The sequence below is a fragment of the Streptomyces glaucosporus genome (assembly GCF_039533345.1).
Classification (GTDB): Bacteria; Actinomycetota; Actinomycetes; order Streptomycetales; family Streptomycetaceae; genus Streptomyces; species Streptomyces glaucosporus.
On record NZ_BAAATJ010000004.1, the window covers coordinates 38,863 to 53,638 of the forward strand.

The following is a 14,776-nucleotide window of genomic DNA, read 5'->3' on the forward strand; positions in this document are numbered from 1 at the left end:
GCCGCCGCGGGCGCGGTGCACCGGTTGCGGAGGAGCCGGACGGAGCGGCGCGGCGGCCGGATCACCGGAGCGGTCCGGATCTGTTCCCGGGCCGCCTGCCGGTCAGGCGACGGTGCAGTCGGTGCCGTTGAGGGTGAAGGCGGTGGGTTCGGCGGTGTTGCCGGTGTGGGTGGCCTGGAAGCCGATGCCGACGGACGCGCCGGGGGCGATGGTGGCGTTGTGCGGGGCGTTCCTGGCCGTCACCCGGCCGGAGGCGGGTGAGTAGTCGGCGTTCCAGCCGGAGGTGATGGTCTGGCCGCCGGGCAGGGTGAAGGTCAGGGACCAGCCGTCGATCGGGGTGGTGCCGGTGTTGGTGATGGTGATGTTCGAGACCAGGCCGGTGTTCCACGCGGTGACGGTGTCGGTGACCTTGCAGACCGGCGTCCCGGGATCCGGGTCGGGATCCGGGTCGGGGCCCGGCTCGGAGGTCTGGAACTGCGTGAAGAACTTCCACACCTCCTGCGGCAGCCAGGTCCGGGAGCCGCTGTCGCCGGGGGCTCCGTCCTGCGGAGCGGCGATGTGTCCCTCGTCGAACGCGGCCCAGGCGACCGGGTACCCCTCCGCGCATCCCGAGTAGGTGGTGACCCGGTGCGTCAGGCTGCCCTGTGCCGGCTCGGGCGGGTTCTGGGGGGTGCAGCCGTTGTTCCTGACGAACCTGTCCCGCATCGTCCGTCCGCCGGAGATGCCGAGCACGGTGTCCCGGATGCCGTGCACTCCGAGGTAGGCGATGGGCCGGTCGCCGCCGCTGCATCCGCTGAGCTGTCCGCCGTTCTGGACCGCGACCGCGCGGAAGACCGTCGCCCGGGAGCACGCGAGCGAGTAGGACATGGCGGCGCCGTAGCTGAATCCCAGCGCGAAGCGCTGGGTGGTGTCGATGCACAGCTCCGCGTCGAGCACCCTGATCATGTCGTCGACGAAGGCGATGTCCTCCCCTCCGGTGTTGGCCCAGCCGTTGTTGAGGCCCTGGGGCGCGACGAAGATGGTGCTGTTGTTCGCCAGCCGCTGGAGGCCGTAGTAGGCCCAGGTGCCCGTTTCCACGGTGCGGCCCGTGTCGACGTCGGTGGAGGTGGCGCCCAGCCAGTGGAATCCGAAGACCAGCCGGTAGGGGTGGTTGGGGTCGTAGCCGTTCGGGATCCGCAGGATGAAGCTGCGGTTCTTGCCGCCGCTCTGGATGGTGTGGTTGCCGCTCGTCAGCCTGGGGGTCTTGCCGCATCCGGAGGTGGCGGCGGTGGTGCCGGCGGCGGTCGTGGCGGCCGTGGTGCCGGCGGCCGTGGGCGGCGTGTTCGGGCCGTGACCGCTGCCCAGTGCCGTGCCTCCCATGGTCAGGGTGAGCAGTACCGCCACCACGGCGGGCCATAAGAGGGGCCTTGCTCTTGTCATCCCGTCACTCTCCTTTTCGCCGGGGCATTGCCATGGACAGACAGGGGTTCAGAGGGGCGCGAACCGTGAGGATGCGATGCGCGGCCCGGCTGTTGCGGCTTCCTGGACAGCGACGACAAAGCGTTGTCCAGAATTTCGAACACTATTCGCACCGCCGGGCAGTCGTGGACGGCAGGGAGGCCCGGAGGCGTCGGCACCCTTCCGCCCCGGGCCCGCCCGCGGAGGAGCGGCGCGTACGCAGGTCGTCCTTCCGGGCGGCCTGCCGGGGTGTGGCGCCGGCGGGCCGGCCGGGGCGGGCCGGCGGCACCGTGACGGTGCCCGTGGCCCGGCCGGGGACGGTGACGGGCCGGGCCACGGGGGTCCCGGTGTCAGTAGCCGTAGATCATCTTGTAGGCGACCTCGGGGAGGAACTGCCCGGCCGAGGAACCGGCCCCGACTCCGCAGTTGCCGTCGGACTCGCCCGGGACCTTGATCCACAGGAGCATCTCCGCGCCGCCGCCCTTCTGGGTGGGGGTGCCGATCCGGCGGCCGGCGGGGTTGCACCACTGGCCGTTGGAGCCGTTGCCGTTGCGGCTGGTGTCCACGACGAACGGCTTCGTGTAGCCGTAGCGGGCGCTGAGTTCCCGGTTGACGGCGTTGGCGTAGGCGATGTTCTCGGAGGTGGTGAAGTAGTTGGAGACGTTGAGCGAGAAGCCGCGGGCCTGGCGGAGGCCGGCCTCGTGGAGGCGCTGGGCCATGACCTGCGCGCTGGCCCAGCCCGGGTTGCCGGCGTCCATGTAGACCCAGGTGTTGGGGGCCTGGCGGCTGAACTGGGTGAGGGCGTTGGTGAGCATGCTCTCGCGCTCGTCGATCTGGGCCTGGTTCATGCAGCCGTAGTCCCCGAGGGAGTCCGGTTCGAGGATGACGACGGCCGGGCGGTTGCCGATCCCGCCGGCGAACTGGGAGATCCAGGTGGCGTAGGCGGACGGCGAGGAGGCCCCGCCGGCGGAGTGCCCGCCGCAGTAGTCGCGGTTGTAGATGTTGTAGGCGACGAGGATGGGCAGTTTGTCCGCGCGGTCCGCCGCCCCCGTGTACGCGCTCGTCGCGGTGTTGATGGCGCCGCTCCAGGAGCCGAACCAGCGGGCCGTCGGGGTGTTGGCGATGGAGGCGTTGATCGCGGACGCCCGGCCGTCACCGGGGTTGGCGGCGACCCATCGCTTCGCGCTGGAGTCGGGGTCCACGTAGAAGCCGTTGGTCAGGGTGGTCGGGTCGGCCGCGTGGGCGGACGGCGCGACGGTGAGTGCCAGAGGCAGCGCGAAGAGCGCTGCCATCAGGGCGCGGAGTCTGCGGCGCATGGCTGTACCTCGATTTCCTGGCAGGGATGCGTCACGCGCTCTCGTCCCGAGCGTGCGACGCGCTGAGGAAGTGCGGTGGTACGACGTCCCCACGGCGGCGGCCGGTCGGCGGGGACGACCTCCCCCGGAGGGCCCTCGTCGGCAGACCGGGAGCGCTCCCACTGGAAGCGATCCCAGAATTCCTGAGGGCCTTGAGGGGTGCTCGGTATCATGTGATGGGCTGGTAGAAGTGTCAAGGGTCGATGTACGGCCGCCCATCGCATGGCGGCGGCGAGGCTTTACGGACTCCACAGACTGGAAGCGCTTCCAGTCCTCCGCACCTCCAGAGCCCACCCGCCCGCCGTCACCGGCCGAGCGGACGGCAGCGGAGAGGACCGGAGCGAGATGCTTCTCGCCCGGCCGAGAGGGAAAGGCTCATGGCTCCATGGCAGTAGATGCGCCCCACCCGCAGCCGACACTCGACGAGGTGGCCGAACTCGCCGGCGTGTCCCGCTCGGTGGCCTCCCGCGCCCTCAACAACGCACCGCACGTCAGCCGCGCCAAGCGCGAGGCCGTCGCGCGGGCCGTCCGGCAGCTCGGCTACGTGCCCAATCCGACCGCCCGCGCGCTGGCCACCCGCCACACGGGAGCAGCCGCCCTGGTCGTCGCGGGAGAGGACCCGTCGATCTTCGCGGACCCGTTCTTCGCCCAGGTGATCGTGGGAGCGTCGGCCGCCCTGGAGGAGGCCGACCTGCACCTGATGCTGTGCCTGGCGGCCTCCGACCGGGGCCGCAAGCGGGTGGAGCGGCTCCTCCGGGCCAAGGGCGCCGACGGCGCCATGCTGATGGCACTGCGCGAGGACGACCCGCTCGTCCCCGTGGCCGAGCAGGCGAAGATGCCCGTCGTGTTCGGGGGACGCCCGGTCGGCCCCGCCCCCCGGTGGTACGTGGACGTCGACAACGTCGGCGGAGCACGCGAGGCGACCGAGTACCTGATCTCGCGCGGCCGCACACGCGTGGCCATGATCTGCGGGCGCCTGGACACCGAGGCCGGGCGTGCCCGGTACCGCGGCTACCGGGACGCCATGCTGGCGGCCGGCCTCGATCCGTTCCCGCCGCGGGAGGGGGACTTCACCGAGCCCAGCGGTGCCGCCGCCATGGCCGCGCTCCTGGCGGAGCGTCCCGACCTGGACGGGGTGTTCGCCGCCAACGACAACATGGGAGCGGGAGCGCTGCGCACGCTGCGTGAGGCCGGCCGACGAGTCCCCGACGACGTCTCCGTGGTCGGCTTCGACGACCTGGCCGTCGCCGGGCTCGCCGACCCGCCGCTCACCACCGTCCACCAGCCCATAAACGCCCTCGGACGGGAGATGGCGCGCATGCTCGTCGCACTCGTCGACGGGCAGGACCCCACCCCGCTGATCCTGCCCACCCGCCTGGTCACCCGTTCCAGCGCCTGACGGGCCCGCCGCGGCGGGGGCAGCCCCGCTCCGACGAGGACGGCTCCGCTTCGACGGGGCGGCCGGGCCGAGGCCACTACCGCGGTCCGGCTGGTCATGGGCGGGGCGTCGCGGCGGGTGAGGCAGGTGTATCGCTGGGCGGCCGGGCTGGACGTGCTGTATGCCCGGGCAGCGGGGGTAAACAGAAGTCGATCGCCGTGAAGAGTACGCCGAACGGTACGCGGCAAAGGCAGGGGAAGAACTCCGTTCTCCTGGGCCGTCTCATCGCTCCAGCCGGAACCGGTTCCCGACCGCCGCAAGCAGCCGGTGGTGGCTCATCGTCCAGGCGTATTCGTGCAATCCATAGGAGCCCTCGCCGACCGGACCCCTGCGGGCGGCCACCCTGGAACGCGCCCGCGCCCTCTACCACGACCTCGGCGACCGCGGCCGCGAAGCCATGGCGTGGAGCATCTCCACAGTGACGGCCGGCGCTCTGTCCCGGCCGTGGGGGCCTGCGCTCCTCGGCGGCCCGCCGCACCGGTCCTGGAGCAGCTCCCGGGCGGCCTCGGTGTGGCCGGACGATGACGATTCCGTGCCGCTTGCGCAGGGTCACCGACAAACCAGCCAGGCCGCGGGCAGCGCCCCGGCACGCGGTCCCTCGCTGTACTCCTCGGGCAGCAGCACTCGGCCAGGGGCGGCTGTTGTTCTCGAGAGGAGGAGAACCGACTCCGCACTCTGGACAGGCGGCTGACTCTCCCTCACGACATCTGATTTCACCGTGAGTTGCAATTGATCCGAAGGATTTGTGGTGAGCTCCGGACAACAAATAGGACACGATCCAGGCCGTGCGTTCCTATCTGAGTGGTTGAACGATGAACATAGGGAACGTCCGCCCCGCAGGGAGCGCGAGACACGTGAGAAAGCGAGGAGCGGTGGGCAACAGGGGGAAAGCCTTTGAGTGAGTACAAGTGCAGCAGGTGTGGCAGCTCGGCACGGTCGAAGCCATACGCGGAGGGATTCTTCTGCCGCCCGTGCCGTCAGACGGAGTACGGGCCCGGCGAGCCGAAGCCGAAGAAGAAGCGGAAGAGGCCGCCTGTACTGCAGAACCTCCGGGGCGGTGCGGCACGCAGAGCATTGGAGGCGAGGGTGCCTCAGCCATGGCTGCGTCCAGCCATCAGGGACAAGGCGAAAACGTCGACGATCGCGCATACGCCTCCAGGGCCGCTGCGGGAATCGAAGCCGGGGTGGTGGGAGAACGACGACCGTTGGTAACGGGGCGTCTTTCCGCACCACAGCTCCCCGACCGCTGCCCGGGATAAAGCACCGGACTGTAACGGGAGCAGCACCACAATCCCGACGACGTCCCGCAAGGTGGGAGGTGGGCGCTCAAGGGCCCTTGGTTCCTCCCGGTGGAGCGGATCGTGGAAGAGTGACCAGACGGGGCGCTGGAGGCTGTAAAGGAGTCGGTACGGCCGGGGCATCGGCCGCTCAGCCCACTGGGCGCCCAGCAGTGTCGGACAGGGTTGTCTCCGGGGCTCTCCCGAGATCTTTCTCCACCGCGGCCTTGGCGGTGGAGCGGGCAACTGTCCGGCCTGCTCGATCGTCCTCCGGGCATGCCCCACCTAAGCCCCGAACCCTCCCAGACTCTGCCGTGGCCGCACTGCGGCCACGGCGCCACCGCCGAGGACCCGGTCGGCTGCCGCGGCGTCCACGTCCCCGGCCACACCGTCTGCCTGGCCCACCTGGACGAGGCCGACCGTGACACCTATCTGACCGGCCTGGCCCCCGGGGCCGACATCAACCACCGCGGCACCACCTTCACCGAAGACCTGTTGGACCAGCTCTTCAACGCTCTGCGCGACCCCTCCACCGGACATCCCCGCCTCGGTACCGCCTGGTTCGTGTCAGCCACTTTCCAGGGCTCCGCCGGATTCGTGACAGCCTCCTTCGCGGGCGACGCCTGGTTCGAGACTGCCACCTTCGAGGGCGACGCCGTGTTCGGGGAGGCCACCTTCCACCGCGACGCCCTCTTCGGGAAGACCATCTTCGAGGGCGGCACCTGGTTCAGGGAAGCCACCTTCCACCGCGACGTCTGGTTCGGGGAGACGGTGTTCGAGCGGGCGGGCGGTCTGGGACCGCTGGTGTGCGCCGGGCGAGTGTGGTTGTCCGGGGCGGTGTTCGGCGGACCGGTGACCCTTTCCCTCGCCGCGCGCCGTCTGGAGTGCCGGCGGACCTGCTGGGCCTCCACGGCCGAGGTGCGGCTGCGCTACGCCACAGTGGACTTCTCCCACGCGGTCTTCGAATACCCCCTCACCATCGCCGCCGAGGCCGACCCCTTCGTCCTCCCCACCGGACGACCGGTGAACGAGCAGGTTCTGGCCTGTGCACCCGGTGCCGGGGTGCGGCTGGCCTCGCTGCGCGGAGCGGACGCCGCCCATTTGGTACTCGTCAACGTCGACCTATCAGGGTGCCTGTTCACCGGCACGGTACATCTGGACCAGTTGCGGCTGGAGGGCGCCTGCACCTTCGCCACCGTCCCGCCCGGCACCCACTGGCGGCGGACGCCCGGTGCGGTTCACTCCGCGCCACACCCTGGCCGAGGAACACCACTGGCGCGCCCGCCAACCGGCAGCGGTGCGAGGATGGAACACCGCGGTGCTGGGGGCCGGGCCCGTTGGGCCAGCGCAGCTGGCGCCAGTGTACCGGGCGCTGCGCAAGGCGCTGGAGGACGGCAAGGACGAACCCGGTGCGGCGAACTTCTACTACGGCGAGATAGAGATGCGCCGCCACGATCCCGGCACTCCCCACGCCGAGCGCGCCCTGCTGAGCCTGTACTGGGCGGTCTCCGGGTACGGGCTGCGGGCCTCCCGGGCGCTGGGCTGGCTGGCCGGCGCGATGCTGGCCACGGTCGTGCTGCTGATGAGCTTCGGTATCCCCCAGAACTCCCCCGGTCAGGAGGCGACCGGTACCGTGCCGCCCGGCGGCGGTCGGATCACCTTCACCATAGACAAGGAAGATCCGCGCAACCCCACTGGGGACCGGTTCACCGGCGAACGGTTCGAGAAGGCGCTGGGCGTCACGCTCAACTCGGTGGTGTTCCGCTCCTCCGGCCAGGACCTGACCACCGCCGGCACCTACATCGAGATGGCCTCCCGCCTGGCCGAACCCGCTCTCCTTGGTCTGGCGGTACTGGCCGTCCGCGGCCGCGTCAAACGCTGACCCGACCGCCTCTGCGGTCAACGCCGCTCGCGGAATGCCGCATGGAGGACATCAATGCCCAGATCGCAGCCCCGTCCACTGAAATCCTCCAAACGGCCTGCCAACGGTTTCCGGCGGACGCGGACGGTCGTCAGGGGGTCAGCACAGGATCCGCCGCCGACCCGGAGCAGCGCCTCCGCCAGTGGCCGCCGGACCTGGCAGCGTTTCGTGGAAAGATCACCGGGGAGTGCAGCCCTTGCGTCCTCAGTTCCTCGCGCGTCCGCGCATAGGACGGTCCAGGAATTCCGGAATCCACCGGGAAGACGGCCGCGGAGGGTGACGTCAGGTCGTAGTGCAAGGGTCTGTGGCATCGTGATGGACGGGCGCGGCCTTCTCTTTCGCATGTGGGCGGTGGGATCGGGACCGGACGATGCGGCGGCGTAGCATCTGCTGCACCCTCCCGGACAAGGTCACTCAGGCCCGCACCCGCAAGAAGCGTGGCTCCTATGATGGCCAGCCGTCGGAGTACGGCGAGATCCATTCGGAGATGGGGCTCGCGCTCGGCGCGCGGCGCTCGGGCGACCTCGACGCCGCCGAGGCCCACCTGCTGCACATCCGGGACGGCTACGCCGACGTGTCCTCGGCGGCGGGGGACCACCTGCTCCTCGCCGAACTCGGCTTCCTCGCCGAGCTCCGCGGCGACGCGGACCGGTCGGTCGCCTGCCACCTGCGGGGTCTGGACGTCGCCCGCTCCCTGGGCGAGCCGCGCGCTCTCGCCCTGTCCCTGGAGGGCCTCGCGGGCGCGGCGGCGCTGCTCGGACACGGGGACGCCGCCGCGTGCGCGGCCGTGCTGCTGGGGGCGGCGGACGCCGCGCGCAGCGGCGTGGGGGCCCCGCTGCCGCCCGCCGAGCGCGGCGACGTGGACCGTGTCGCGGCGGCGGCCCGGAAGGTCCTGGGGGAGCCCGCCTTCACGGAGGCGTTCGAGCGGGGTACGCGGCTGACCGCCGGGGAGGCGGTGCGCCAGGCGTGTACGGCACTCGGCTGGCCGGCGGGCGAGGCCGGGTGACCGTCGGCTTGTCCGCTCGTTGATCTGCCGGTGTCGCCTGCGGATCGCGTTGTGCCGGAAGTTTTCAGGTCGGTTGACGCGATCCTTCCGCGGGGACGCCCCGTCCGAGGCAGCATACGCAGAGGAGTGGATCGGCTACCCGCCGAGACGGAATGGGGGATGATGGCTCGCCGGCCGGGCCCGGAGCCCACCAGCACCCTGACGGCGCTCCACACCGGGCGGCACCCGCACTTCCGGGTGCCGTCGCAGGTCGCCGACGAGGGGGCCGGTCCCACCGCCGGGTGAACGGCCCCGGTCGGCGCCCGATGCTCCGGCCGGGCGCCGGGTGCCGACCGGGCGGGACGGCCGGAAGGCGACCGGAACCTGCCATGTCGACCGCATGGTCGGGGCCGGAAGCCGTCCGCCACGCGGCCCGGTCGCTGTACGTCGGGGCCCGGAGCGGAAATCCTCGCTCCTCGGGGTGGACCGGCCGGTCCCCTCCGAAGACGGGCACTGCCCGAAGCAACAGGTCAGGAATTGGGAGCACACATGGCAGCACAGGCCGACAGGCAGGAGGAACACCTGATGGGACGGGTGTGGACGGTACGCCTGGACCCCTACGGCCGCCCCTCCGCCGGCACGGTCCGGCTCTCCTGCTCCCGCCCGGCCTGCGCCGACCAGCGCCTTCCCGGCGCAGCCGCGGGGCGCAAGGCCGCGATCGACCACGTCAACGCGCATCTGGCCCGCATCCGCGCGGGCGGCGGGCCGCGCGGCGGGGCGCGGTGCTCCTGCCGTGCCGCCGGCTGTGCCTGGCACGTCCCCGATCCCTCCGCCGGACCGCGCGGCGGGGCTCGGCCGACGGCAGGGGCCGCGCAGTGCGGCGGTCCGGTGGTGCTGACGGTGTACGCGGACCGCGCGGGAAGGCTGTGGCGGATCGCGGAGACGTGCGCCCGGTGCGCGGCCGCCACCGCCGGCTGCCGTGTTCTGGACATCGCCCCGTCCCCGGCGCGCACCGCCCCGGTCGGGGCGGACCGGGCCGCGGGGAAGCCTGCCGCGGAGCGGGAGTCCGCGGGCGGCGCGGTGGGCGGTGGTGTGGCGACGGTGTTCTCCGACCACGGCTCCTCCCCCGCCGCCGGCGCCCCGTCCTCCCCCGCCGCCGGTACCCCGTCCTCCCCGGCCACCGCAGCGGCGCCGGTCCCTCGTGCCCGCGCCGCCTCGCCGGGTGGGGCGCCCCGGCAGGCGAAGCGGCGGGGGAAGATCGCGCAGCGGATCGTGCCGCACGACCTCGAACCCGACGTCCTGCGGGTGGAGCTCATCGAACTCGGGGACGCGTTCCGCGCCTACCAGCAGCGCCCCGAGCCCGATCTCCTCCTCCTCGCCGAACTCCACGAGCGCAAGGCCCGCGCCTTCCGTCTGTGGGCGGACGTGAGCGGCGACGGCTCCCTGCGCCACGAGGCGGTGCGCGCCGAGAAGGCCGCACAGACCACCCGCGAGATGCACGCCAACCGTGTCGGCGGCACGGCGACCGGCGACGGGACGGTGGTGGAACGGCTGCTGACCCGGCAGCAGGCCGAGCACGCGCGCGCCGTGCTGGACCATGTGGCCGTCCACGCCCCGCACCCGGAGGCCGGGGTGCGCCTGGCGGTGCTCATGCTCACCCTGCGGGCCGCGCGCGGCGGCACGGGGAACATCACCGGCCAGGACCTGACCGGCTGGCTCCAGGGCGATGCCGAGCGGGTGCTCCGGCGGCTGGTCGCGGACGGGTGGCTGTGCCTGCCCGGCACCGTCGAGGAGGTGATGGCCTCCCGGCCCGAGAACCCCACCGCGTTCACCGTCCCCACGCTGCTGCCCGAGCAGTCCCGCCCGTTCGCTTTCGGCAAGACCACCCGTTCGAGGATCTCCGGCTGGGCCCAGAAAGCGGTGGGCGACCGGAAGCTCCGCAAGAGGAAACTCGGCGCCGCCACCCGGCTGCTGGCCCTGTACACCGCCGCCCACGCCCGCCCCGACGGCTGCCTCGGACACCTTGAGGACGGCGGACTCCGCCTGGACGCGGTCGCCGCGTTCACCGCCCTGCCGTCCGACCACATCGCCGAGCACGCCGAACTTCTGGTCACCGCCGACTGGCTCGCCGAAGCCGGCACCGCCCAAGGGGTGCTGCGCGGGCGGCTCACCGAGCGCGTCCTGCCCCTGGGAGGACTGCTGTGACGCACCGGGCCCTGCCCCGGAACGGGCGCCGGCGGAACAGGCGCCGGCTCTCCCTCCCGTGAAGTCCCCGCACCGGGCGTACGCCGCCGCAGCCGCCCAGCCGGCTGAACATACAGTGATCGTTCCGGACAAATGGGTCCGCTAATTGCATTGCGGCGCCGCGAACGGCGGTGCCACCATTCGGGCACTCGTCGCCTCACCGGCCGGGCCGAGTCCGGCGTGCGGAACTGTCCCGGCCCTCACCGGCCGGGCCGAGTCCGGCGTGCGGAACTGTCCCGGCCCTCCCCGATCCGGACCGGGAATCCGGGGAGCCGCGGTGCCGGCGACGGCGTCGTCGCTCATCGGCGAAAGCTCCGGAGAGCGGCCGTGAACGGAGCACCGGCAGTCGACCAGGAGGACAGATGTCGAGCACTCGGGTCCGGGAGGCGAACGCCCGCGACTTAGACGGCGAGAGAGACGAGCGGAAGGCATGACCGCGGACGCGGGCCGGCCGCCGTCCCCGGCGAAGCGGCGGGCGATGCCCGCCCTCGTCCGGTACGCCTTCTCGGAGGCGCCGGCCGTGGCCGCCCTGACCGCGGTCGCGGCCGTCCTCGCCGGTGCGGCCCCGGTCGGCATCACCATCGCGATCGGCGGGCTGGTGGACGCGCTCACCCCGGCGATCGGCCAGGGTCCGGGCACCCCGGCGGCACGGGAGTGCTACCGCTGGATCGCCCTGGTCGTCGCGCTGTTCCTCCTCACCCACCTCGCCGAGTCGGCACGGACGGCCCTGGGCCGGGCCCTGGGCCGCCGGGTCACCGGCCGGCTCGGCGAGCGCGTGATGACGGCCGCGTCCGGGCCGACGACCATCGGCCACCTCGAGGACCCCGCCCACCTCGGCCGGATCGGGCGGGCCCGGGGCGAGGGAACCATCGACATGCCCCCCGGGGAAGCGGTCTTCGGCTTCTCCGCCAAGGCCTCGATGTGGGTGACCGGCATCGGTTCCGCGGCACTGCTCACCCAGGTCGCCTGGGGACTGGGGCTGATCGTCTTCGCCGTCTTCGTCGTGATCCACTCCCGGCTGGTCCGGAACTACCGGATCGCCGTCGTCGAGACCGTGAACCAGACGAAGAAGCTCCGCCGTACGTCCTACCTGCGGGACGTGCCGACCACGCCGGACGCGGCCCGGGAGGTCCGCCTCTTCGGCCTCGCGGCTTTCTTCCGCGACGCGTACCACTCGGAGTGGCGCGCGAACATGGCGGAGGTCTGGCGGCGGCGGCGCGAGCACGACCTGTTCGTCGTCGTGGTGGTCGTGGTCACCGGCGTCACGGTCGCCTCGGTCTTCCACTACCTGGCGCACCGGGCCGCCACCGGAGGTGCGACGGTGGGTGACCTGGCGGTCGGCGGCCTGGCCGTCCGGGCGCTCCTGCAGATACTCCGGGCGGACGACGACGATCTCCGCGTGGGCTTCGGCTCGGAGGCGGCCGCCGAGGCGTTCGCCTTCCCGGTGGTGGCGTCGCCGGCCGTGCCGGACCAGGCCCCTTGGCCGGGGCCGGCCGCGACCATCTCCTGCGAGAATCTCCGCTTCCGCTACGGCGGCGCCGCGGACGAGGTGCTGCACGGCATCGACCTCGCCGTTCCGGCGGGCCAGTCGCTCGCCGTCGTCGGCCTCAACGGGGCCGGCAAGACGACGCTGGCCCGGCTCCTCGCCGGTCTGGACGCTCCGAGCGGGGGTTCGGTGCGCGTCGGCGCGACCCCGGTCGAGGACGCCAACCGCCGGAGCTGGCAGCGTCAGGTGGTCGCCGTCTTCCAGGACTTCGGCCGGTACGAGCTGACCGTGCGGGACAACATCGCCTTCGGTTCCCTGGCCCACGCGGACGACGAGGAGGGCCTGCGCGCCGTGGCGCGCCAGGCCGGGCTGCTGAAGTTCATCGAGGGACTGCCGAACGGCTGGGACACGGTGATGTCCAGCGGGTATCCGGGCGGGGTCGACGCGTCGGGCGGCGAGTGGCAGCGCATCGCCATCGCCCGGGCCCTGTTCGGCCTGCGGCACGGCGCACGTCTTCTGATCATGGACGAGCCGGCCGCGAGCCTCGACGCCCGCGCCGAGGCCCGGCTCTACGACACGTTCCACGAGCTCACCGCGGGCGCCACCACCATCGCGATCTCGCACCGGTTCGCGACCGTGCGCAAGGCGGAGCGGGTGGTCGTACTCGATCACGGCCGGATCGTCGAGGACGGCACGCACGAGGACCTGATCGGTGCCGGCGGCCGGTACGCCGAGCTGTTCCGCCTGCAGGCGAAGCGTTTCGAGGAGGCACAGTCGTGATGGACGCCCTGCGCTTCGCCCTCACCATCGGGCCCCGCACCGACCGGGTCCGGTCCCTGCTCGTGGTGGCGGTGGCGCTTCTCGAACAGGCCACCGGGATCGGCCTCGCCGTGCTGCTCGGACTGCTCAGCGAGGCGGCGAGCCGGGGGTCGACCAGCGGCCTGGCGGCACTCGCGCTGTGTGTGGCGGTCTTCGTGATGCTCACCCAGGGCACCTTCATCGCCGGCTACTTCACCCGTCTCCGCCTGCAGGAGGAGATCCAGAACGAAGTCGAGCGCCGGTTCGTCGACGTGGTCGGCACGACGCCGACACTGGAGGTCCACGAGCGTTCGAGCCGTTCCGACAAGGCGGCGGTGGTCCGTGGTGCGCGCGGCGAGATCGGGCCGGCCTTCGACCGGCTGATGTGGCTGGCCGGGGCCGCGCTGGCCCTGATCGCCTCGGCCGTCCTGATGGCCTCGGTCGTTCCCGTCCTCGCCGTGCTGCCGCTCTTCGCCGTCCCCACGGTGCTGGCCACCCGGTCGGCGGACAGGAAACGCGGTCAGGCCGTGCGGCGCGCCACACCCCGGACCCGGCTGGCCGGTCATCTGTTCACGCTCGCCACCACGGCCGCGCCCGGTCGCGAGGTCCGCCTCTTCGGACTGGCGGACGAGCTGCGGCGGCGGCACCGCGAGGAGTGGGACCTGGCGGGCCGGGACATCGCCCGGACCGATCTGCTGGCCCGGGTGCCGGTCGCGCTGGCCTGGCTGTTCTTCGTGCTGGCGTACGCGACCGCCGTCGTCCTGATGGTGCGGGCCGGCCTGGCCGGCGACGCCTCGCTGGGCCTCGTCGTCGCAGCCGTCGCCGTCAGCAGCCAGATCACCGGGCAGGTGCAGAGCCTGCTGACCCTGACCTTCTGGACGCTGGAGTCGCTCCGGGCGACCCGGGCGTTCCTCGACGTGGTGGAGGACGGCGCCGAGGAGCGGGCGGCCGTCGTGCCGGCCGGGCCGGCGACGGTGCCGTCCCGGCTGGACGGCGGCATCAGGGTGGAGGGTCTCTCCTTCCGGTACTGGAACCGCGACCGGCCTTCACTGAGGGACATCGACCTCGAACTCCCGGCCGGTGCCGTGGTGGCCCTGGTCGGCGAGAACGGCGCGGGGAAGTCGACGTTCGTCAAGATGCTCAGCGGTCTCCACCGGCCGAACGCGGGACGGATCCTGGTGGACGGGACCGATCTCGCGCAGTTCGCGCCGGAGGAGTGGCGCGCCCGGATCACGGTGGCCTTCCAGGATCCGGTGCACATCGAGATGACCTTGCGTGACGCGGTCGGGCTGGGCCGGCTCGAACACCGCGACGACCCGGAGCGGATCCTCCGGGCGCTGCGGACGGCCGGCGGCGACAGGCTCCTCGCGTCGCTGCCCGAGGGCCTGGACACGCGCCTCGGGCGGAAGTCGTGGGACGGCAAGGGACTGTCGGGCGGCCAGTGGCAGACGGTCGCCAACGCCCGGGCGGCGATGCGGCAGGCGCCGCTGCTGCGGATCCTGGACGAGCCCTCCGCCAGTCTCGACGCACGGGCCGAGGAGTGGCTGTTCCGGCAGTACGCCGACCTGAGCCGTCCGGAGGGCGGCGTGACCGTCCTCGTCACGCACCGCCTCACGACCGCCCGGGCGGCCGACCTCATCGTGGTCCTGGACGACGGCCGGGTCGCCGAGGTCGGCACCCACGACACGCTGAGCCGGGCCGGCGGACTCTACGCCGAGTTGTTCCGCCTGCAGGCCCGGTACTTCGTCTGATGCCTGCCCGGCCGGTCCGCACCCCTCGGGCGGGCGGCGCCGCCCGTCCGCACAGGGCGTTCCGCGGCGCGGCCACGCCCCGGC

At 72.5% G+C, this 14,776-nt stretch carries 9 protein-coding genes and 1 pseudogene; 8 read left to right on the forward strand and 2 right to left on the reverse strand.

The annotated features are described in order from the left end of the window. Positions 1-102 precede the first annotated feature (102 nt). The gene (locus tag ABD358_RS06235) at positions 103-1,419 is read right to left on the reverse strand and encodes a CE1 family esterase (RefSeq protein ID WP_344629840.1); all 1,317 of its coding nucleotides are present in this window, start codon (positions 1,417-1,419) and stop codon (positions 103-105) included. Positions 1,420-1,787: 368 nt separating this feature from the next. Beyond that, positions 1,788-2,753, reverse strand: coding sequence for a glycoside hydrolase family 6 protein (locus ABD358_RS06240; RefSeq protein ID WP_344629841.1), 966 nt, complete (start codon positions 2,751-2,753; stop codon positions 1,788-1,790). 424 nt (positions 2,754-3,177) lie between these two features. Between ABD358_RS06240 and ABD358_RS06245 the strand changes: the two genes are divergently transcribed. From ABD358_RS06245 to ABD358_RS06280, 8 genes and pseudogenes are all read left to right on the forward strand, one after another. Then, on the forward strand, positions 3,178-4,191 hold the full coding sequence (locus tag ABD358_RS06245) for a LacI family DNA-binding transcriptional regulator (protein ID WP_344629842.1): 1,014 nt from the start codon (positions 3,178-3,180) through the stop codon (positions 4,189-4,191). 1,592 nt (positions 4,192-5,783) lie between these two features. Then, positions 5,784-6,218 (forward strand): annotated as a pseudogene (locus ABD358_RS06250) (pentapeptide repeat-containing protein); the annotation flags it as partial. 649 nt (positions 6,219-6,867) lie between these two features. Further along, positions 6,868-7,389: a hypothetical protein gene (locus ABD358_RS06255; protein ID WP_344629843.1), complete on the forward strand. Its 522-nt coding sequence runs from the start codon at positions 6,868-6,870 to the stop codon at positions 7,387-7,389. A gap of 409 nt (positions 7,390-7,798) precedes the next feature. Beyond that, positions 7,799-8,434 carry a hypothetical protein gene (locus ABD358_RS06260; RefSeq protein ID WP_486388649.1) on the forward strand — a complete coding sequence of 212 codons (636 nt, stop codon included), beginning with the start codon at positions 7,799-7,801 and terminating at the stop codon, positions 8,432-8,434. Between the two features lie 159 nt (positions 8,435-8,593). Further along, complete coding sequence (locus ABD358_RS06265; protein ID WP_344629844.1) at positions 8,594-8,719, forward strand: hypothetical protein; 126 nt, start codon at positions 8,594-8,596, stop codon at positions 8,717-8,719. Between the two features lie 243 nt (positions 8,720-8,962). Then, a complete protein-coding gene (locus ABD358_RS06270; RefSeq protein WP_344629845.1) occupies positions 8,963-10,618 on the forward strand; it encodes a hypothetical protein in 1,656 nt (551 codons plus the stop codon). A 469-nt stretch (positions 10,619-11,087) separates the two neighbouring features. Next, positions 11,088-12,923 (forward strand): ABC transporter ATP-binding protein, encoded by a 1,836-nt coding sequence (locus ABD358_RS06275; RefSeq protein ID WP_344629846.1) that lies wholly within the window; start codon positions 11,088-11,090, stop codon positions 12,921-12,923. Next, positions 12,923-14,692 (forward strand): ABC transporter ATP-binding protein, encoded by a 1,770-nt coding sequence (locus ABD358_RS06280; protein ID WP_344630106.1) that lies wholly within the window; start codon positions 12,923-12,925, stop codon positions 14,690-14,692. The genes ABD358_RS06275 and ABD358_RS06280 overlap by 1 nt, the downstream gene beginning before the upstream one ends. Positions 14,693-14,776: the final 84 nt, after the last annotated feature.

Excerpts from the sequence above, each read along its gene's own strand:
- ABD358_RS06235 (WP_344629840.1), bottom strand. The coding sequence starts at position 1,419 with ATGACAAGAGCAAGGCCCCTCTTATGGCCCGCCGTGGTGGCGGTACTG.
- ABD358_RS06240 (WP_344629841.1), bottom strand. The coding sequence starts at position 2,753 with ATGCGCCGCAGACTCCGCGCCCTGATGGCAGCGCTCTTCGCGCTGCCT.
- ABD358_RS06245 (WP_344629842.1), top strand. The coding sequence starts at position 3,178 with ATGGCAGTAGATGCGCCCCACCCGCAGCCGACACTCGACGAGGTGGCC.
- ABD358_RS06260 (WP_486388649.1), top strand. The coding sequence starts at position 7,799 with ATGCGGCGGCGTAGCATCTGCTGCACCCTCCCGGACAAGGTCACTCAG.
- ABD358_RS06265 (WP_344629844.1), top strand. The coding sequence starts at position 8,594 with ATGATGGCTCGCCGGCCGGGCCCGGAGCCCACCAGCACCCTGACGGCG.
- ABD358_RS06270 (WP_344629845.1), top strand. The coding sequence starts at position 8,963 with ATGGCAGCACAGGCCGACAGGCAGGAGGAACACCTGATGGGACGGGTG.
- ABD358_RS06275 (WP_344629846.1), top strand. The coding sequence starts at position 11,088 with ATGACCGCGGACGCGGGCCGGCCGCCGTCCCCGGCGAAGCGGCGGGCG.
- ABD358_RS06280 (WP_344630106.1), top strand. The coding sequence starts at position 12,923 with ATGGACGCCCTGCGCTTCGCCCTCACCATCGGGCCCCGCACCGACCGG.